Origin of the sequence: Paraburkholderia sp. SUR17 (genome assembly GCF_029536165.1) — a bacterium.
GTDB lineage: Bacteria > Pseudomonadota > Gammaproteobacteria > Burkholderiales > Burkholderiaceae > Paraburkholderia > Paraburkholderia kururiensis.
In genome coordinates, this window is sequence record NZ_CP120509.1 from 2,065,122 (window position 1) to 2,083,336 (window position 18,215).

Annotated in this window: 18 protein-coding genes; 6 read left to right on the forward strand and 12 right to left on the reverse strand. The window is 65.6% G+C overall.

Annotation, left to right across the window (positions count from 1 at the left end):
- Window positions 1-48 precede the first annotated feature (48 nt).
- Window positions 49-2,502 carry a glycogen/starch/alpha-glucan phosphorylase gene (locus P2869_RS26530; RefSeq protein WP_277598447.1) on the reverse strand — a complete coding sequence of 818 codons (2,454 nt, stop codon included), beginning with the start codon at window positions 2,500-2,502 and terminating at the stop codon, window positions 49-51.
- A gap of 419 nt (window positions 2,503-2,921) precedes the next feature.
- Between P2869_RS26530 and P2869_RS26535 the strand changes: the two genes are divergently transcribed.
- From P2869_RS26535 to P2869_RS26545, 3 genes are all read left to right on the forward strand, one after another.
- Window positions 2,922-3,149 carry a hypothetical protein gene (locus P2869_RS26535; protein ID WP_277598448.1) on the forward strand — a complete coding sequence of 76 codons (228 nt, stop codon included), beginning with the start codon at window positions 2,922-2,924 and terminating at the stop codon, window positions 3,147-3,149.
- A 391-nt stretch (window positions 3,150-3,540) separates the two neighbouring features.
- The gene (locus P2869_RS26540; RefSeq protein WP_126878750.1) at window positions 3,541-4,908 is read left to right on the forward strand and encodes an MFS transporter; all 1,368 of its coding nucleotides are present in this window, start codon (window positions 3,541-3,543) and stop codon (window positions 4,906-4,908) included.
- A gap of 242 nt (window positions 4,909-5,150) precedes the next feature.
- Window positions 5,151-6,002 (forward strand): 3-hydroxybutyryl-CoA dehydrogenase, encoded by an 852-nt coding sequence (locus tag P2869_RS26545; protein ID WP_017775348.1) that lies wholly within the window; start codon window positions 5,151-5,153, stop codon window positions 6,000-6,002.
- A 116-nt stretch (window positions 6,003-6,118) separates the two neighbouring features.
- Here the strand turns inward: P2869_RS26545 and ltaE are convergent, their stop codons facing one another.
- The 3 genes from ltaE to P2869_RS26560 all read right to left on the reverse strand — a co-directional run bounded on the left by ltaE (window position 6,119) and on the right by P2869_RS26560 (window position 8,500).
- A complete protein-coding gene (ltaE, locus tag P2869_RS26550; RefSeq protein WP_277598449.1) occupies window positions 6,119-7,123 on the reverse strand; it encodes a low-specificity L-threonine aldolase in 1,005 nt (334 codons plus the stop codon).
- Window positions 7,124-7,305: 182 nt separating this feature from the next.
- Window positions 7,306-8,082: a peptidoglycan DD-metalloendopeptidase family protein gene (locus P2869_RS26555; RefSeq protein ID WP_233411691.1), complete on the reverse strand. Its 777-nt coding sequence runs from the start codon at window positions 8,080-8,082 to the stop codon at window positions 7,306-7,308.
- Between the two features lie 106 nt (window positions 8,083-8,188).
- Window positions 8,189-8,500 carry a cupin domain-containing protein gene (locus tag P2869_RS26560; RefSeq protein WP_277598450.1) on the reverse strand — a complete coding sequence of 104 codons (312 nt, stop codon included), beginning with the start codon at window positions 8,498-8,500 and terminating at the stop codon, window positions 8,189-8,191.
- A 268-nt stretch (window positions 8,501-8,768) separates the two neighbouring features.
- Here P2869_RS26560 and P2869_RS26565 point away from each other — a divergent pair, with 268 nt between their 5' ends.
- Window positions 8,769-9,086: a hypothetical protein gene (locus P2869_RS26565; RefSeq protein WP_017775344.1), complete on the forward strand. Its 318-nt coding sequence runs from the start codon at window positions 8,769-8,771 to the stop codon at window positions 9,084-9,086.
- A 155-nt stretch (window positions 9,087-9,241) separates the two neighbouring features.
- Here the strand turns inward: P2869_RS26565 and P2869_RS26570 are convergent, their stop codons facing one another.
- From P2869_RS26570 to P2869_RS26605, 8 genes are all read right to left on the reverse strand, one after another.
- Window positions 9,242-9,568 (reverse strand): DUF4148 domain-containing protein, encoded by a 327-nt coding sequence (locus tag P2869_RS26570; RefSeq protein ID WP_017775343.1) that lies wholly within the window; start codon window positions 9,566-9,568, stop codon window positions 9,242-9,244.
- 198 nt (window positions 9,569-9,766) lie between these two features.
- Window positions 9,767-11,176: an NADP-dependent phosphogluconate dehydrogenase gene (gene gndA / locus P2869_RS26575; RefSeq protein WP_277598451.1), complete on the reverse strand. Its 1,410-nt coding sequence runs from the start codon at window positions 11,174-11,176 to the stop codon at window positions 9,767-9,769.
- 170 nt (window positions 11,177-11,346) lie between these two features.
- Window positions 11,347-11,949, reverse strand: coding sequence for a pyridoxamine 5'-phosphate oxidase family protein (locus tag P2869_RS26580; RefSeq protein ID WP_042303388.1), 603 nt, complete (start codon window positions 11,947-11,949; stop codon window positions 11,347-11,349).
- Window positions 11,950-12,078: 129 nt separating this feature from the next.
- Window positions 12,079-12,942: an NAD-dependent protein deacetylase gene (locus P2869_RS26585; RefSeq protein WP_277598452.1), complete on the reverse strand. Its 864-nt coding sequence runs from the start codon at window positions 12,940-12,942 to the stop codon at window positions 12,079-12,081.
- Window positions 12,939-13,187, reverse strand: a complete 249-nt coding sequence (locus P2869_RS26590) for an oxidoreductase-like domain-containing protein (RefSeq protein ID WP_277599858.1) — start codon at window positions 13,185-13,187, stop codon at window positions 12,939-12,941. The genes P2869_RS26585 and P2869_RS26590 overlap by 4 nt, the downstream gene beginning before the upstream one ends.
- 91 nt (window positions 13,188-13,278) lie before the next feature.
- Window positions 13,279-13,878 carry a methyltransferase domain-containing protein gene (locus tag P2869_RS26595; protein WP_026121565.1) on the reverse strand — a complete coding sequence of 200 codons (600 nt, stop codon included), beginning with the start codon at window positions 13,876-13,878 and terminating at the stop codon, window positions 13,279-13,281.
- A 42-nt stretch (window positions 13,879-13,920) separates the two neighbouring features.
- Window positions 13,921-14,718 carry an SDR family oxidoreductase gene (locus P2869_RS26600; protein ID WP_277598453.1) on the reverse strand — a complete coding sequence of 266 codons (798 nt, stop codon included), beginning with the start codon at window positions 14,716-14,718 and terminating at the stop codon, window positions 13,921-13,923.
- 60 nt (window positions 14,719-14,778) lie between these two features.
- Complete coding sequence (locus tag P2869_RS26605; protein WP_277598454.1) at window positions 14,779-16,215, reverse strand: DUF2252 domain-containing protein; 1,437 nt, start codon at window positions 16,213-16,215, stop codon at window positions 14,779-14,781.
- A gap of 124 nt (window positions 16,216-16,339) precedes the next feature.
- On the opposite strand from P2869_RS26605, the gene P2869_RS26610 reads away from it, so the two are divergent.
- The gene (locus P2869_RS26610) at window positions 16,340-16,960 is read left to right on the forward strand and encodes a LysE family translocator (RefSeq protein ID WP_277598455.1); all 621 of its coding nucleotides are present in this window, start codon (window positions 16,340-16,342) and stop codon (window positions 16,958-16,960) included.
- 188 nt (window positions 16,961-17,148) lie between these two features.
- The gene (locus tag P2869_RS26615) at window positions 17,149-18,126 is read left to right on the forward strand and encodes a 2-dehydropantoate 2-reductase (RefSeq protein ID WP_126878679.1); all 978 of its coding nucleotides are present in this window, start codon (window positions 17,149-17,151) and stop codon (window positions 18,124-18,126) included.
- The last annotated feature ends 89 nt before the right edge of the window (window positions 18,127-18,215 follow it).

The window sequence follows — 18,215 nt, forward strand, 5'->3', positions numbered from 1 at the left end:
CGGCCGTGGCGCCTCGCCCCCGCGGCGCCACAATCGCCTCAGCAGATCTCAGCCCCTCTCCAGCGGCTTCACGCGCCAGATGTCGTGCGCGTACTCGGCAATCGTGCGGTCCGACGAGAAGAAGCCCATGCCGGCCACGTTTTCGATAGCACTTTGGTCCCAGGCGCGCGAATCGCGAAAACGGCGGTCCACCTCTTCCTGGGTCTTCGCGAACGACGCGAAATCGGCCAGCACCATGTAGTGGTCGCCCCAATCCACGAGCGTGTGGAAGATGTCCGAAAAGCGCAGCGGATCGCCAGGCGAGAAGAAGCCGGTGCGGATCTGGTCGAGCGCCGTGTGCAGTTCCGCGTTTTCTTCGTAGATCTGCCGCGGCCGGTAGCCGCCGGCGCGCAGGTCGTCCACTTCGTCGGAGGAGTGACCGAAGATGAAGATGTTGTCCTTGCCCACCGCGTCGCGAATTTCGATGTTCGCGCCGTCGAGCGTGCCGATGGTGAGCGCGCCGTTCAACGCTAGCTTCATGTTGCCCGTGCCCGAGGCCTCGGTGCCCGCCATCGAAATCTGCTCCGAAAGATCGGCCGCCGGAATGATCAGCTCGGCCACGCTCACGCCGTAGTTCGGCACGAACACCACCTTCAGCCGGTCGCCCACCGCGGGGTCGTTGTTGATCTTTGCCGCGACGTCGTTGATGAGCTTGATGATGGTCTTCGCCATGCGATACGCGGACGCCGCCTTGCCGGCAAACATCACCACGCGCGGCACCCAGTCGCGCTGCGGGTTCTCGCGAATGCGGTTGTAGCGCACGATCACGTGCAGCACGTTCAGCAACTGGCGTTTGTATTCGTGAATGCGCTTCACCTGCAGGTCGAAGAGCGCGTCGGGGTCGAAGGACACGCCCGTCTGGTGCATGAGCCGATGCCCGAGGCGTATCTTGTTTTGCCGCTTCGCTTCGCGGAACGCCTCAATGAAGCCAGGGTCGTTGCGCAGCTCGCGTAGCTTCGCGAGTTCGAACAGATCGGTGCGCCAGTGCGTGCCGATCTGCGCGTCGATCAACGACGAAAGCGAGGGGCTTGCCTGCGCAAGCCAGCGCCGCGGCGTGATGCCGTTGGTGACGTTGGTGAAGCGCTCGGGGTACATGCGCGCGAAGTCCGCGAAGATGTCGCGCGTCATCAGTTGCGAATGCAGCTTCGATACGCCGTTCACCTTCTGGCTCGCCACGATCGCGAGATGCGCCATGCGCACGCGCCGCTGCCCGTATTCGTCCACGAGCGAAATGCGCCGGATCAGATCGACGTCGTGGTCCGAATGCTCGCTCACCTGCTTGAGGAATTCGGCGTTGATGTCGAAGATGATTTCGAGGTGACGCGGCAGCAGACGCGCGAGCAGTTCCACGTCCCACGTTTCGAGCGCCTCGGGCATGAGCGTGTGATTGGTGTACGAGAACATCTCCTGCACGTGGGCAAGCGCCTTGTCCCACGGTACGTGATGCACGTCGACCAGCAACCGCAGCAGCTCGGGAATGGCGAGCACGGGGTGCGTGTCGTTCAGGTGCACCGCGACCTTCTCGGAAAACCGGCCAAAAGTGCTGTGCGTGCGCAGATAGCGGCGAATCAGATCCTGCATCGTCGCGGAGACGAAGAAGTACTCCTGGCGCAGACGCAACTCGCGCCCGGCCGGCGTGGAATCGTCGGGATACAGCAGCCGCGAGACGTTCTCCGACGCGTTGCGCGCTTCCACCGCGCGCTGATAGTCGCCCTGGTTGAACGCGAAGAGATCGAACTCCTCCGTGGCGCGCGCGGACCACAGGCGCAGCGTGTTCGTCGCGCTTGTCGCGAAGCCCGGAATCACGGTGTCGTAGGCCATCGCATTCACGTGCTGCGTGTCGATCCACTCGATGCGGCCTTCGCGCTGCACCGTGCGCCCGCCGAAGTGCACCACATACTGAACCTCGGGCCGCGGAAATTCCCACGGGTTGCCCGCGCGCAGCCAGTAGTCGGGCGCCTCCACCTGTTCGCCGTCCACGATCTCCTGGCGAAACATGCCGTACTCGTAGCGAATGCCGTAGCCGAAGCCGGGAATGCCGAGCGTCGCCATCGAATCGAGAAAGCACGCGGCGAGCCGGCCAAGGCCGCCATTGCCGAGCGCGGCGTCGGGTTCGAGATCGGTGAGCGCTTCCATGTCCACGCCGAGACTGGCGAGCGCTTCTTTCATGGGGTCGTAGATGCCGAGCGCGAGCAACGCATTCGTGAACGTGCGGCCGATCAGGAATTCCATCGACAGGTAATAGACCCGTTTCGCATCCTGTTCGTACTGCATGCGCGTGGTCTTCATCCAGCGCGCGACGAGCCGGTCGCGCACGGCGAGCGCCGCCGCGTGGAGCCAATCTTGCGGACGCGCTGCCACGGCGTCCTTGCCGACACCGTACATGAGACGGTTTGAAATGGAGCGCCGCAGCGCCTCGACGGTACTGTTGAGCTGGTCGAACTCCAGATCCACGGTCGTCATCGAAACCTCCCGGAAAAACGATGCGGCTTCCTGCACGCGAATGCCGTGCCAGCAAGGCGGGCGGGGGAAACCGGTCCGACGGGTAAATATGCAGAGTAGGACATTTTGCGCAGTGGAGTGCAGCGAGGGCGATGCATGCCACGGTAAGCCGCAGCGCAACGCACAGGGGACGTAACGCGAAGTGCAGGCGCCGTGCGCCAACATGAAACGCATTGCCATGCAATGCCGGTGCTGACGAGTGTCATCGCACGATGCACTGAGTGGCACTGAGTGACACTGAATGGCCCTGACTGCACTGGCCCATGCACGATGCATGCTGTACCGCGCCCGCGTGCAGTACAGTGCAACAGAGTGCACAGCGCGTTGGCGCGCAGCTTGCGAACGCCCGATGGACGAAGCCGGAAAAAATGGAGGCCACCATGAATGCAGCCTTGACCGTGGGGATGCTTCACGCACAGGAACTGTTGCTGGTGTCGGTGATCCGCGCACTGCCGCCCGAAACGCGACGCCGCATCGCGGACGAGTTCCAGGCACAGGCCGAACTCGCCGAGACGCCGCACCCCAGTTCCTCCCGCGACCGCGAGACCGACGACGCATTCAAGGCCCACGTCCGCAAACTGTCGATCCTGCTGGCATCGCTTTCCTGAGGCAACGCTGCGGGTACCGCGCGAACCCACGTCACGACGCCGCCAGAGCGGCTCCGCGAGACGTCAACCCGCGGCATCCGCCCGGCGTTTCCCGTCTTTCCTGAAGACTGAAACGAGCGAATGGCCCGTAGTACGTCCGCTGCGGTGCCAGTTCGAAGGCGCTAGCCGGAACAGACCGTTAGTTGTGTTATGGCGCCGTAAGCCTTGCCCCTTGTCTGGCGGGGCGTCCGGGCTCCGCGGGCAGCCTTTGAAGCGTTCACTGCACGATCACGGCACCTCTGTAACAATCGCGTGACGGGCTGCCGGCGGGCCGCCGGCCCCAGCCACCGACGAGCCCATCTTGTCCGATACCTCCGCTACCCCAGCCCGCACCGACGATATCGACGAACCGATGTCCGGCAAAAAGCGCCGCGCAATGGCCGCCATCATGCTGGCGGTCGCGCTCGCCACGCTGGACACGGCCATCGCCAACACCGCGCTGCCGGCCATCGCGGCCGACCTGCACGCCGCGCCCGCGGCATCCGTGTGGATCATCAACGCCTACCAGCTCGCCATGGTCGCGACGCTGCTGCCGCTCGCGGCGCTGGGCGACATCGTCGGACACCGGCGCGTGTACATCTCGGGGCTCGCCACCTTCACGGTCGCGTCGCTCGCCTGCTCGCTCGTCTCCACGCTGCCGATGCTCGCCGCCGCCCGCATTCTCCAGGGCCTTGGCGCAAGCGCGATCATGAGCGTCAACATCGCGCTGATCCGCTCGCTCTACCCCGCGCATCGGTTGGGCCGCGGCGTGGGCATGAATGCGCTCGTGGTGGGCGTGTCGTTTGCCGTGGGACCGACCGTGGCGTCGCTGATTCTCTCGTTCGGCGCGTGGCCCTGGCTCTTCGCCGTCAACGTGCCGCTCGGCGTCGTGGCGCTGGCGTTCGCGCTTCCCGCGCTGCCCGCCACGCCGCGCGGCAGCCATGCTTTCGATCCGCTCGCCGCGTTGCTCAACGTGATCACCTTTGCCGCGCTGATCTTCGCGCTGGGCGAAGCGGCGCAGCGTGCGCCCGCGCCGCGCGTGCTGATTGCGGGCGCCATCGCGATCGTCTTCGGCTGGCTGTTGATGCGCCGTGAAGCAGGGCACCCCGCGCCGATGCTGCCCGTCGATCTGTTCCGGCGGCCCGTATTCGCGCTCTCGGCGCTCACGGCGGTCTGCTCGTTCGCAGCGCAGGGGCTCGCGTTCGTTTCTCTGCCGTTCTATTTCGAGGACGTGCTTCATCGCAGTCAGGTGGAAACAGGCTTTCTCATGACGCCGTGGCCCGTGGTGGTCGCGCTTGCCGCGCCGTTCGCGGGGCGTCTTTCCGACCGTTACCCGCCCGGTCTGCTCGGCGCCATCGGGCTTGCGGTGCTGAGTGCCGGCATGGCCTCGCTCGCGCTGCTGCCCGCCTATCCGACGGTGCACGAGATCGGCATTCGCATGGCGATCTGCGGCGCGGGCTTCGGCTTTTTTCAGTCGCCCAATCTGAAGGCCATCATGTCGAGCGCGCCGCCCGGACGCAGCGGCGGCGCAAGCGGCATCATCGCGACCTCGCGGCTGCTCGGGCAAACCACCGGGGCAGCGCTCGTCGCGCTCAGTTTCAGCATTGCCGGCCGTCATGGGCCCACGCTTTCGCTCGCGGCCGGCGCCGTATTCGCCGGGGCCGCCGCGATTGCGAGCGGCTTGCGGCTCTTCGCGCCGTCGCATCGCCTCGGCACGCCGGTCGGGCCGACGGGTCGCTAGAAGGCAGCCGTCAGGCGATAGCGGGTCGCCACGCGCGAGGCGAATCGGCGAACGTCCGCGCGCCCACCTTCTTCGTTTCGTTTGCGCGAGCCCCGTGGCTGCGCGCGCCTTCCGCTTGATACGATGAGCGCTGGCAGCGGCGAGCGCATCGCCGCCCTCTTCTCCTCAGACATTCCCGGCACGGTGCGCTCTTTTCAGCGCCGGCTCAACAGAATCTCCAACGAAACTCAAAGGAAGCGAGCATGACTATCGAAACAGTGGGTGTGGTGGGCGCAGGCACCATGGGTAACGGCATCGCGCAGACAGCCGCCGTCGCCGGGCTCAAGGTGATCATGATCGACGTCACCGACGCCGCGCTCGCCAAGGGCGTCGCCACGCTGACGTCGAGCCTCGAGCGGCTCGTCGCAAAAGACAAGCTGGACGCCGCAACGCGCGACGCGGCCCTGGCCCGCATCGAGACGTCCACGGACTACCAGCGCCTCGCCGCCGCGGATCTCGTCGTGGAAGCCGCCACCGAAAACGTGGAGTTGAAGAACCGCATCCTGAAGCAGATCGAGGCGGTGGTGCAGCCTCACGCGATCATCGCGTCGAACACGTCGTCCATTTCGATCACCTCGCTCGGCGCCACGCTTGCGGACCCCACGCGCTTCATCGGCATGCATTTCTTCAATCCGGTGCCGCTTCTGCCGCTTGTCGAAATCATTCGCGGTCTGCAGACGAGCGCCGCGACGGCCGACTCCGTGCGCGAACTGACGGAGCGCCTCGGCAAGTCGCCGATCGGTGTGAAGAATTCGCCGGGCTTCGTGGTGAACCGCATCCTCGTGCCGATGATCAACGAGGCGTTCTTCGTGCTGGCGGAAGGCGTGGCGAGCGCGGAGGAAATCGACGCGGGCATGCGGCTGGGCGCCAATCATCCCATCGGGCCGCTCGCGCTCGCGGACCTGATCGGCCTCGACGTGTGCCTTTCCGTGATGGACGTATTCCTGAAGGACTTCGGCGATACCAAGTACCGCGCGTGCCCGCTGCTGCGCGAGCTGGTGGCCGCGGGGCACCTGGGACGCAAGACGAAGCAGGGCGTCTATAAATACGACTGAGGTACGCGCTGACGTCGTCTTGCCCGTCAGCCTCATTGGCGGCAAGCGTTAGCCCGCAAAAAACCAACCGGGCGCGCGTCGAGAAACCACACCGCGCGCCCCGCCCGCTCGCACAGTTAGCGTGCGAAATATCCCTTCACAGCCGCGACGAACGTGTCGATGTCCGCACGCGACACGTCGAGGTGCGTCACGAAACGCGACGCGTACAACATCTGCGTGAGGATGCCGCGTTCCTTGAGCCACGCTTCGAGCGGCGCGCAGTGTTCCTTCGGAAACTGCGCGAACACCATGTTCGTGGCCTGCGATTGCACCGTGACCTGATCGATGCCGGCCAGTCCCGCTGCGAGGTGTTCGGCGTTCGCGTGATCTTCGGCAAGCCGTTCGACGTTGTGCTCGAGCGCATAGAGGCACGCGGCCGCGAGCACGCCGGCTTGACGCATGCCGCCACCCAGCACCTTGCGCCAGCGGTGCGCGCGCTCGATCAACTCGCGGCTCCCGACGAGCACCGACCCCACCGGCGCGCCGAGTCCCTTCGAAAAGCAGATCGAGACGGTGTCGAAGGACGCCGTCAACGTGCCGACCGGCTGCCCCGACGCGACCGCCGCGTTATAGACGCGCGCGCCGTCCAGATGCGTGGCGAGCCCATGTCGACGTGCGAGCTGCACGGCCTCGGTCACGTAAGCGGGCGGCAGCACTTTGCCGCCAATCGTGTTTTCGAGCGCGAGCAGGCGTGTGCGCGCGAAGTGATCGTCGATGGGCTTGATGGCGGCGGCGATTTTCTCGAGCGGCAGCGAGCCGTCCGCGGCATTCTCGAGCGGCTGCGGCTGGATGCTGCCCAGCACCGCGGCACCGCCGCCTTCGTATTTGTAGGTGTGCGCAGCCTGACCGACGATGTACTCGTCGCCGCGCGCGCAATGCGCCATCAACGCCGCGAGATTGCTCTGCGTGCCGCTTGGAAAGAAGAGCCCGGCCTCCTTGCCCGCGCGTTCGGCCATGGTGTCCTGCAGGCGCTGCACGGTGGGGTCGTCGCCCCACACGTCGTCGCCCACCTCGGCGCGCATCATCGCGGCCTTCATGCCCTCGCTGGGCCGCGTTACGGTATCGCTACGCAAATCGATCATGCGTCATGTCCTCGTGACGGGTGCAAATGGTGAGACGGGCACACGCAGTGCCCATCGCACAGAGGAGAAAGTGTATTTCCAAACGAAAAGCGTTGCCACGCCGCAGGCGATGGACGCGACGCACGGTTCGCGCCCGTACTGGGCAACGTCAGGCGAAGCCGGGCAATGCCTCGCGACGGAGATCAGCCGCCTTGCCGCGGCAGATAGCCGAGCGGATCGACAGGCTTGCCGTCGCGGCGCACTTCGAATTCGAGCGTGCCCGCGCCTTTCGCGTCGGCACCCATCTCGGCGATGGCCTGGCCTTGCGCGACTGCGTCGTCTTCCTTGACGAGCAGCTTGCTGTTGTGGCCATAAGCCGTAATCAGCGAGTCGTTGTGCTTCACGATGACGAGCGGCCCATACGCCTCGAGCCCCGTGCCTGCGTAGACCACGCGCCCCGCAGCGGCCGCTTTCACCGTCTCGCCCTCGGTGCCGCCGATCACGATGCCATTCGTCTTGCCGGCCACGAACGGTTTCAGCACCGGGCCCTGAACCGGCCAGGCGAGCCGCACCGCCGGCGCCGCGTTGGCGCCTGCCATCCCGTTCGCGCCATTAGCAGCCGTGCCGGCACCCGGCGACATGGCCTGCGCCGCGGGTTGCGGCGCCACCCTCAGCACCTGGCCGGGCAGCGGCGGCACGTCCGCGGCAATGTGGTTCCAGTCTGCGATGTCCTGCTTGCGCTGGCCGAACGCCGCGGCAATGCCCGCTACGGTATCGCCAGGGTTGACGCGGTAATAGCCCGCGGGCACCGGCTGCTGTGTGCGCTGCACACTCGCGCTCGGGTAGGTGGGTTGCTGTTCCCAGGGCATCCAGCCGGTTGTACAGCCGGAAACGAGCACGACCGTTGCACCGGTGCTCGCCGCCGCCTTTGCCAGCGTCCTTGCCAGATCCATGCCCACGTTGCGCTGCTGTCGAATCATCGTTGTTGTCCTCCGCTCGCTGATGCCAACCCACATTCGATTGCCGCAAGCCGCGGTTCGTTCGCGCGAATTCACCGACCAGCGCCGGGCCGGGCCGGCGCCCGCGCTAGACGCTGCCTTCCGACTCGATTACAAGAATTCTGGCTTCCCCAATGGGATGCGCGACGTGTTCGGTGCCCACCGATGCAAAGAAGATGTCGCCGGATTCCAGCACCGTGCTCTGCTCCGCGCCGTTGTCGCGATAACGCATCTCGACGCGGCCATCCAGCACCGCGAACACCTCTTCGCCGTCGTTCACGTGCCAGCGGTACGGCTGGTCGGTCCAGTGCAGCCGCGTGGTGATGCCGTTCATGTTGGCGATGTCGAGCGCGCCCCATGCGCGCGGCGCCGTGAACGTCTTGCTGCGTATGATTTTCATGATGTGGGCGCTGAACGGCCCGGCTGCGTACGGTACCTGACCGGAGCGGCGCCAGGAACACGATGGGCAGACGGAACCGGCAAAGCTGATGAATGGAGAGCCCGATTATAGGGCGCATGCGCAACCGGCGTGCCCGGCGCGAGGTCGGCAACTGCGGCCGCAGGCGCATTGCATCACGAGACTGCTGGCCTATACTGGGTCCTGCTGCCCAGTTTCCCTCCACTCACCGTTTGCCACGTCGCAAGCCATATCGGTAAGGACCGCCAGCATGAACAAAGCCACTTTTCTGTCCGTGCAGTTGAACCTCGAGGATATTGCAGCGTCGCCCGGTCTCGTCGAATTGCTCAATACACACCTCGTCTTTGCAGCGGACGTGGCCGAAGCCGCCGACGAACTCGTCCAGCTCGCGAGCGTGGCCCGTCTGTCGGGCGGCGTGGAAGCGAAAGTCGAAGTGTCTGCGCTTGCCATCGAGCGTTTGCGCGATGCACTTGATACGCTGAGCGGCTACGACGAAACCTGGCTCTTTGCCCTCGAACCGAGCGAGGGCCTGTTCGACGATCTCACGCGACGGCATACGCTGCATTGAAGGTTCTCGCATCGGCACAATGCCGGCGCGCCACCCCATAAAAAAACGCGGACCGGGTAACCGGTCCGCGTTTTTTCGTTCCCTCTGACACGTTATCCGCGTCGCCTGCTTCCAGCCTGCGCTGCTACAGGCACCCGCCAGGCAGCGCAACTGCTTTAGTGCCCGAAGTACACGCCGAGGTTCGGCGCGGTCTTCGTCGCCGCGCTACCTGCTGCGGACGACCCCACCGTTTGCGCACCGTAACCGCTCGTGTCAGCTTGAGCCAGTTGGGCCTGCGCCGCGACACGCTGTTGGGCGGCCTGGATGTCGGCCGGGTAATCGACGCGGTCAGCCGCCGGGTTGTAGCCGGCCTTTTCGAGCTGGATCAGTTCGGCACGCACTTGCGCACGCGTCACAGGCTGGTTCGACTGCGCAAACGACGCCACCGGAGCGGCGAGCAGCGTGGCAACGGCAACTGCGGAAACAAAAGACTTTGCATTCATGATGACCTCCGAAACTTGTCTGTTTTGGCTGCTCGACACCCTGTCGTGCAGCGCTTGAAGACAAGTCTAGGCAAGACATCCTCTAGGGGAAACCCTTACTTTGACCAAAGTCTATTGTTCCAATCGCAATAATGAAGCCGAAAATGGCCGATTGAAACAATCGATTACAGCAATAGTCCGCGCCACCCGCGCGCTTCGTCACGCCCAATGCGCGTGGAAACTGCCCGGCTTGTCCACGCGCTCGAACGTGTGCGCACCGAAGAAGTCGCGCTGTGCCTGCACGAGGTTCGCGGGCAGACGCTCGGAGCGGTAGCCGTCGAAGTACGCCACCGCGGACGCGAACGTGGGCACCGGCACCCCGGCCGTCACCGCGGCCACGACCACCTCGCGCAGCGCGCCCTGGTAGCGCGCGGCGATATCGCGGAAGTACGGATCGAGCAGCAGGTTGGCGAGCGCCTTGTCCTGGGCATAGGCGTCCGTGATCTTCTGCAGGAAGCGCGCGCGGATGATGCAGCCCGCACGGAAAATCTTCGCGATCGTGCCGTAGTCGAGATCCCACTTGTACTCATCCGACGCGGCACGCAGTTGCGCGAAACCCTGCGCGTACGAGATCACCTTGCTCAGGTACAGCGCGCGGCGCACTGCTTCAACGAACGCGGCGCGGTCGCCCGAAAAGGGCTTCGCCTGCGGACCTTCGATCACTTTGCTTGCGGCCACGCGCTGCGTCTTCAGCGACGACAGCACACGCGCAAACACCGATTCGGTGATGAGCGGCAGCGGCACGCCGAGGTCGAGCGCGTTCTGGCTCGTCCACTTGCCGGTGCCCTTTTGCGCGGCGCGGTCGAGAATCACGTCGACGAGGTCCTTGCCCGTTTCGTCGTCCTTCTTGCGGAAAATCTTCGAGGTAATTTCGATCAGGTAACTGTCGAGCTCGCCCTGATTCCACTCGGTGTAGACGTCGGCGAGTTCCGCGTTCGACAGCCCCGCCACCTGGCTCAGCACCGCGTAGCTTTCGGCGATCAGCTGCATGTCGCCGTACTCGATACCGTTGTGCACCATCTTCACGTAGTGGCCCGCGCCGTCCGGGCCCATGTAGGCGACGCACGGCTCGCCGTCGGGCGCCTTCGCGGCGATTTCGGTGAGGATGGGCGCCACGAGGTCGTAGGCTTCGCGCTGGCCGCCCGGCATGATGGACGGCCCCTTGAGCGCGCCCTCTTCGCCGCCCGACACGCCCGTGCCGATGAAATGAAAGCCCGCCTTCGCGAGTTCCTGGTTGCGGCGGATGGTGTCCTGAAACGGCGTGTTGCCGCCGTCGATCAGAATGTCGCCCTTGTCGAGCAGCGGCTTGAGCGCCGCGATGGTGGCGTCGGTCGGCTCGCCGGCCTTCACCATCATGAGGATGCGGCGCGGCTTTTCGAGCGAGGCCACGAATTCCTCGAGCGTGTAGGTGGGCACCAGCTTGCGGTCGGGGAATTCCGCGATCAGTTCGTCGGTTTTTTCGCGGCTGCGGTTATAGACCGAAACCGCGTAGCCCCGGCTCTCGATGTTGAGCGCCAGATTGCGTCCCATCACGGCCAGCCCTACTACGCCGATTGCCTGTTTGCCCATGTCGGTTCTCCACTTCAGAAAACGGGGATGCCGCGTGCGCGTTGCGCTCACTGCGCGGCGTCGAGGGTCAAAGGATAAGGGAAATGGCCGTTCGCTGCCCTCGCGTGCTCATCGATGGCAATTCGCGGGCCCGCTCAGGAGAGGTCTCAATACGGGCCTCAGCACGGGCCTCAGTACAGGCCCGTCTTCAGGCGCTCGGGCAGCTCGCGGTCGTAGGCCACGGCATCGAAATCGTCGCGGATGCTTTTGATCATTTCGCCCGCGCTCGGCAGCAGCGAACGCTCGACGTGCTGCGCCGGGTCCCAGAGTTTCGAGCGCACCAGTGCCTTCGAGCAATGAAAGTAGACCGCATCGACGTCGATCATCACCACCGTGCGCGGCCGCTTGCCTTCCACGGCGAAGCTCTCGAGCAGCGCCTCGTCCGCGCTGATGCGCGCGCGCCCGTTCACACGCAGCGTCTCGCCCACGCCCGGCACGATGAAGAGAAGCCCCACGTGCGGCTGCGCGAGGATGTTGCGCAGACTGTCCACGCGGTTGTTGCCGATGCGGTCCGGCATGGCGAGCGTGCGTTCGTCGACGATGCGCACGAAGCCCGGCGCGTCGCCGCGCGGCGAGCAATCGAGCCCTTCGGGGCCCGCCGTCGCAAGCACGACGAAAGGCGAGCGCTCGATGAACTGCCGGTAGCTTTCGTTGACATAGCGGATTTCCTTTCGCACGGACCGCTCATGCGGCTGACCGTAAAGCGCTTCCAGTTCTTCGAGTGTGGTGAGCATCGGCACGTCCTTGTCGTGATGGCAATGGAGTTGAGTTGGGAATCTGACGCGTTGCGGGCGCGTTGCGAAGCCGTTGCAAACCTGCTGCAAACCTCGCTTTGAGCTCGCTTTGGGCCCGCTTTGAGCCCTCTATCCAGTAGCGGCCGCGAGTTGTCCCGCGAGCGCGGCCAGCGTCTCGCCGCACGGCGCCTCCACCTTCAACGCGAGCATCGGGTCCGCACGTGTCTTGCCGAGATTGATGGCCGCGACCGGCTTGCCCGCACGCTCGGCCCACACGCAGAAGCGAAAGCCTGAATACACCATGAGCGACGAGCCCACCACGAGTACCGCGTCGGCCGCATCGAGCGCGGCGCTCGCGGCTTCTACACGCGTGCGCGGCACGTTCTCGCCGAAGAACACGACAGCGGGCTTCAGCATGCCGCCGCAGACCTCGCACACGGGCACGCGAAACGCGGCGAGATCGGCCCATTCGATATGCGCGTCGCCGTCCGCAGCGGGTTCCGCGTTGGCGCCGGCAAAGGCCGGGTTGTCGCGCTCCAGGGTCTGCTGAAGCGACGCGCGCGAATACGTCGTGCTGCAGTCCATGCACGTCACGCCGCCAATGCTGCCGTGCAGTTCAATCACGTTCGCGCTGCCCGCGCGCTGATGCAACCCGTCCACGTTCTGCGTGACGAGCGCGGCCACGTGTTGCGCCGCTTCGATGCGTGCGAGCGCGCGATGCGCCTCATTCGGATGCGCGTGCGCGACCACGGGCCAGCCCACCATGCTGCGTGCCCAGTAGCGCTGCCGCGCCTCGTGCGAACCGACGAACGCCTGCAACGTGATGGGCGGCGAACGCTTCCATTCGCCGTTTTCGTCGCGATAGCCGGGAATACCGGAGTCGGTGCTGATGCCCGCGCCGGTCAGCACGAAAAGCCGCGGATGCCGGCGCACGAAGTCGTGGAGCGCCGCAAGTGCGGCGGGGTCGATGGCGGGAGACAGAAGGTCGGTCATGAGCGGGGCTTTACGCGCGGGGTTTTCTGCTGTGCCTCGTGCGTGTGCTCCGCGTGAGCCGCTTGCCGCGCCTCCCACGCTGCGAGCGCGGCGCGGTAGCGCTCGCACGCCTCGTCGTAGAGATCGAAAACGCAGGGCGCGCAGCCGCCGCGACAACAATCGTCATCGGTGGGGCGCAGAGGTGGTTGCGGACGAGGATCGTCGGGGTGCAGGCAATCGTGCACGGCAGACAAACGAAACGGCATGAACGCGATCGCGCCAGTATACGGGAGCGCCGCTGATCGCGCAGACGGCGCGGCTGCCGTCACGCGCCCGCGCCGTCTGCCTGCCGTGCCGTCACGCCGTGCCGCCCTTGCGCACGATGAGCCGATGAATACGCTTGCCCGACGATGCGCTTACCTCCTCGCGGTCGAACAGCACGGTGTCGTCAACGCTCAGTGCGTCGAGCACTGCGGCCTTGTCGAAGGCAGCGTAGAGCCGTCCGTTGCCGTCGCGCTGCGAGGCGTCCGCGGTCACGCGCCAGCTCAGGTAAACCGTACCGCCCGCATGCGTGATGTCGAGCAGCCGCTGCACGGCAGGCGTTACCGCCGCAGGCTCGAGATGCATGATCACGGTCTCGCACAACACGTTCTCGTAAGCACCCGATGCGACGTTCGCGAGTTCGGGCAACACCGCGTGCTCGAAGCGCAGCCCCGGGTGCAGCGCACGCGCCGCTTCGAGCAGCCCCTCCGATGCATCGAAACCGCACGCATCGTAGCCATGCGCAGCGAGCCACGCCGTGTCGCGGCCCGCGCCGCAACCCACGTCCGCCGTGGGCCCCGGCCTGAAGTAGCGCTCCAGCAACGCGTACATGTCGTCGGGCGCGGGCTGCGTGTGCCATTCCTGCGCGTACGCGGCCGCACGGGTGTCGTAGGCGTGTACGGTCTGTGTGTCCATCGTCATTGCTCTCCGTTGTTGTTGTCGGTTTGCGCAGTGTGGTCAGCCGCGCCCCACGAACGGCATCTTCGTCGCCATGATGGTCATGAACTGCACGTTCGCGGCGAGCGGCAGCTCGGCCATGTGCAGCACCGCGTCGGCGACGTGCGAAACGTCCATCAGCGGTTCCACGGCGATTTCGCCGTTGGCCTGCGGCACGCCGCGCGCCATGCGCTCGGCCATTTCCGTGGCCGCGTTGCCGATGTCGATCTGCCCGCAGGCAATGTCGTACTTGCGTCCGTCGAGCGATACGGACTTCGTGAGCCCCGTAATCGCGTGCTTGGTCGCGGTGTACGCAATGCTGTTGGGTCGCGGCGCGTGCGCGGAAATGGAACCGTTGTTGATGATGCGGCCGCCGCGCGGCGACTGCGACTTCATCAACGCAAAGGCCGCGCGCGTACACAGGAACACGCCGGTGAGGTTCGTATCCACCACGGCGCGCCAGACGTCGACGTCGAGTTCGTCGATCTCCACGGGCGGCCCGTTGCGTCCCGCGTTGTTGAAGAGCACGTCGAGCCGCCCATAGCGCGAACGAATGGTGTCGAAGAGATGCGCGACGCTTGCGGCATCCGCGACGTCGCAAGGCACGGCCAGCGCTTCCTGACCGAGTTGCTGCGCTTCGGCCACTAGCGCATCGAGCAGCGCGGCGCGACGCCCTGCCAGTACCACGCGATAACCGTGCGCGAGGAGACGCTTCACCACGGCGCGCCCTATCCCGCTGCCCGCACCCGTGACGAGTGCAACCTTGCCTGCGCGCGGATCTGCCGCGCTGCCTTCATGACGCTGGACCTCTGTTCCCATGCTCACCTTGCCTTGTCTCCTTGATGTGATGCATACGATTGGCGCGTGCCGCGCATGACGTCATGCGGCGCGCGTGCCGGACATGTCTGCGGCGCCGTCGTTTTCGCTTTGCGTTTCGAGCTTGCCGCTTCGGCACGCCGCAAGGAACACATCGTAGTCGTGCTCCGCCTTGTCTGCATAGACGCGCGCATACGCCGCGAGCGACTGCGGGAACTGATCGCTGCGGCCCATGTAGGCGGCAATCTCGATGCCCTCGCCGCTCGCCTTCGCATGCGCCCGCGCGAGCGCCCAGCCGCAGAGCCGCGCGTAGCTTTCAAGCAGCATGCTGTCGAACAGATCGACATTCGCGGCAAGCTTCCTGTCGCGCCATTCGCGCACATGGAAGGGACGCTGCGAGGCACGGGCGGTCCAGCCTGCAAAAACGTCTCTCGTAGCCTGCAGCAGATGCTGCGCCATCACTACGCGCTCGCCGTCATGACGTGCAGGCAAGGCGCGTGGCGAGCCGGCATCGACGTATCGCGCAATGGCGGACGGGTGCGATTCCCTCGCCTGAAGAAAGAGCGGCTTGTCGTGATGATCGGTGCACAAGAGCACGAAGTCCCGGCTCGCGCCGTTCTCGACCTCGATCTGGAAAGCGAGATCCTGAAGCGTGAATTGATCGAGCAAGGCGCGCCGGTCGTGCGCCAGCGTCTCGCGATACTGCTCCCACATCGGCTCGATCACGCTGCGCCAGTCTGCGCCTGCTTCGAACCCGCCCTCGTCGGATGCGAACAACGGCGCGGCGTGCTCTGCGCGAAATAGCGTGGGTGGCGCGTTGCGCCATGCGAAGCCGTGCGCAGTGCGATCGACGAGCGAGCCGGGCGCGCTGCCATCCGCCCCCGCCGCGCCCTTTTCCAGAGCGCGCCGGATGGCGCGACGCGCCTCCGGTGCCAGCGCGCTTTCGATCATGTGGTCGAACGTGATCGTCTCGTGCCACATCTCGACGGCGCCGTATTGCGCGTACTGACGCATGCGGTCGCGGTACTGCGCCACGGCGGCCAGCACCAGCTCTTCGGCCGCGCGGCTGGATAGCCGCCGCTGACGTGCCGCCAGCACGAGGCTCACAGCGAGGCGCTTCACGTCCCATTCCCACGGGCCTATCGCGGCTTCGTCGAACGCGTCGACTTCGAACGCCAGCTCGCGCCCGGCAGTGACGAAGCCGCAGAAGTTGAGCAGATGCGCATTCCCGCAGAGGGGCACAAGCATGCCGGTGTGAGGCATGCGGCTCAGGTCATGCGCGTGCAACGCCGCGCTGCCGAGAAAGAACGCGAGCGGCGACACCGCCATGCGGCCGTGATGCAGCGCCACGAGCCGCGGTGCGTAGTGCGCGGCCTGCTCGCGCAACGGCGCGAGCGGGTCGCGACTCAGATCGCCGATCTGGCGGTGCGCCGAACGCTTCATGTGTTCGCGCACGGCGCGGCCCTTCGCATGCCGGTACTCGATGGTGCTGCCTTTCATGCGGCTCTCCGTTGTGTTCGATGTCGTGCAGCGGATTAAACAGTGCAGCCGAAACCCGCGCAAGGGGACTCGCGCGCGTGCCGCACGCTACAATCCGCGCATCCCCCCACACTGGTGATGTGCCATGTCCCTCTCCGCCTGGCTCTTCTTCCTGCCCGCCTGCTTTGCCCTCAACATGGCGCCGGGCCCGAACAACCTGCTCTCCATCAACGCCGCCGCGCGACATGGTTTCCTCAAAGCGGTCATTGCCGGCGCGGGCCGCCTCGTCGCTTTCGCGACGATGATCGTGCTGACGGCGACGGGCCTCGCGGTCGTGCTGCAAGCCTCCGAACTCTTTTTCCTCGCGATCAAGCTGGCGGGCGCCGCCTATCTGGTCTGGCTCGCCATCCAGCTCTGGCGGAGCGATGCCGGGCCGCTTGCAGCGATGGCCGACGACGGCGGCTCGCTTGCGCACATGGCCCGGCGCGAGTGTTTCGTCGCGGCGGGCAATCCCAAAGCGATCCTCGTTTTCACGGCGTTTCTGCCGCAGTTCGTCGACATCGCGAAGCCCATGCTGCCGCAGTTCACGGTGCTCGGCGCGAGCTTTCTCGTGCTCGAATGCATTGCGATTGCGCTCTACTCCGCGGCCGGCGTGTATCTGGCGCGCTGGCTCGCGCGCGCCTCGGTGCGCCGCTGGTTCAACCGTTGCTGCGGTGCGTTCCTTGGCGCCATCGGCGTCAGTTTCCTGTTCGCGCGCCGCGCCTGAAGGCGTTCATAAGCCATTCCTAATGGTTGAATCGAAAAACTTTAACTGTCGTGAATCGACATTGCCTCCTATGCTGTGATCATCGCCCTCGCCGGCGCGCCCCGTTCCCGTTCGCCTGAACGGGACGCGGCGCAGCGCCCACGCGTGCAAAGGGCAACCGGCCTTTCATCGTCAGTGGGGATGTCATCATGAAGATCTGTATCTTCGGGGCGGGGGCAATCGGCGCGCTCATGGGGGTGGAACTCGCACGCGCGGGCGCGGACGTGAGTTTCGTTGCGCGCGGGCCGCACCTCGCCGCCATGCAGGCCAACGGTGCGCGGCTTCTGATAGACGGCGAGGAACACGTGGCCAGGGTGCGTTGCACCTCGGACCCGCGCGAACTGGGCGTGCAGGACTACGTCATCATCACGCTCAAGGCCCATTCGGTCGCCGGCGTCATCGATTCGATGCAGCCGCTCCTGGGTAGCCACACCGCCATCGTTACGGGCACCAACGGCATTCCGTACTGGTACTTCTATCAGCACGGCGGCAAGTTCGCGGGCACGCGGCTGGAAAGCGTCGATCCGGACGGCGCGCAATGGACGCGCCTCACGCCTGAACGCGCCATCGGCTGCGTGCTGTATCCCGCTGCTGAAATCGCGGAGCCTGGCGTCATCAAACACGTCTACGGCAAGAAGTTTCCCATCGGCGAGCCGAGCGGCGAGCGCACGCCGCGCATCCAGCAATTGCACGAGATCATGCAGGCCGCCGGATTCGATGCGCCGATACGCGACAACATTCGCGACGAAATCTGGCTGAAGCTTTGGGGCAACCTCTGCTTCAATCCGATCAGCGTGCTCACGCATGCCACGCTCGACATCATCACGAGCGACCCGGCCACGCGCGCCCTGTCGCGCACGATGATGCTGGAAGCCAAGCGCATTGCCGAGCAGTTCGGCGTGCACTTTCGCGTGGACGTGGAGCGTCGCATCGATGGCGCGGGTGCGGTGGGCGCGCACAAGACCTCGACACTCGTCGATCTGGAACACGGCCGGCCGCTGGAGATCGATCCGCTCCTGACCGTCGTGCAGGAGATGGGGCGCCTGATTGGCGAGCCGACACCCACCATCGACATCGTGCTCGGCCTGGTAAAGCAGCGCGAACGGATGGCGTTGCAGGGGGCGTGATATCGGCATATCGCGTGCGTGCACGCGTACGTCATTGCGCACAGCCCTGACGCAGTAAAAACAAAAGGCGGGCCGTGTAAGCGGCCCGC

Coding starts and splice junctions, on each gene's coding strand:
- P2869_RS26530 (WP_277598447.1), bottom strand. CDS start 2,502: ATGACGACCGTGGATCTGGAGTTCGACCAGCTCAACAGTACCGTCGAG.
- P2869_RS26535 (WP_277598448.1), top strand. CDS start 2,922: ATGAATGCAGCCTTGACCGTGGGGATGCTTCACGCACAGGAACTGTTG.
- P2869_RS26540 (WP_126878750.1), top strand. CDS start 3,541: ATGTCCGGCAAAAAGCGCCGCGCAATGGCCGCCATCATGCTGGCGGTC.
- P2869_RS26545 (WP_017775348.1), top strand. CDS start 5,151: ATGACTATCGAAACAGTGGGTGTGGTGGGCGCAGGCACCATGGGTAAC.
- ltaE (WP_277598449.1), bottom strand. CDS start 7,123: ATGATCGATTTGCGTAGCGATACCGTAACGCGGCCCAGCGAGGGCATG.
- P2869_RS26555 (WP_233411691.1), bottom strand. CDS start 8,082: ATGATTCGACAGCAGCGCAACGTGGGCATGGATCTGGCAAGGACGCTG.
- P2869_RS26560 (WP_277598450.1), bottom strand. CDS start 8,500: ATGAAAATCATACGCAGCAAGACGTTCACGGCGCCGCGCGCATGGGGC.
- P2869_RS26565 (WP_017775344.1), top strand. CDS start 8,769: ATGAACAAAGCCACTTTTCTGTCCGTGCAGTTGAACCTCGAGGATATT.
- P2869_RS26570 (WP_017775343.1), bottom strand. CDS start 9,568: ATGAATGCAAAGTCTTTTGTTTCCGCAGTTGCCGTTGCCACGCTGCTC.
- gndA (WP_277598451.1), bottom strand. CDS start 11,176: ATGGGCAAACAGGCAATCGGCGTAGTAGGGCTGGCCGTGATGGGACGC.
- P2869_RS26580 (WP_042303388.1), bottom strand. CDS start 11,949: ATGCTCACCACACTCGAAGAACTGGAAGCGCTTTACGGTCAGCCGCAT.
- P2869_RS26585 (WP_277598452.1), bottom strand. CDS start 12,942: ATGACCGACCTTCTGTCTCCCGCCATCGACCCCGCCGCACTTGCGGCG.
- P2869_RS26590 (WP_277599858.1), bottom strand. CDS start 13,187: ATGCCGTTTCGTTTGTCTGCCGTGCACGATTGCCTGCACCCCGACGAT.
- P2869_RS26595 (WP_026121565.1), bottom strand. CDS start 13,878: ATGGACACACAGACCGTACACGCCTACGACACCCGTGCGGCCGCGTAC.
- P2869_RS26600 (WP_277598453.1), bottom strand. CDS start 14,718: ATGGGAACAGAGGTCCAGCGTCATGAAGGCAGCGCGGCAGATCCGCGC.
- P2869_RS26605 (WP_277598454.1), bottom strand. CDS start 16,215: ATGAAAGGCAGCACCATCGAGTACCGGCATGCGAAGGGCCGCGCCGTG.
- P2869_RS26610 (WP_277598455.1), top strand. CDS start 16,340: ATGTCCCTCTCCGCCTGGCTCTTCTTCCTGCCCGCCTGCTTTGCCCTC.
- P2869_RS26615 (WP_126878679.1), top strand. CDS start 17,149: ATGAAGATCTGTATCTTCGGGGCGGGGGCAATCGGCGCGCTCATGGGG.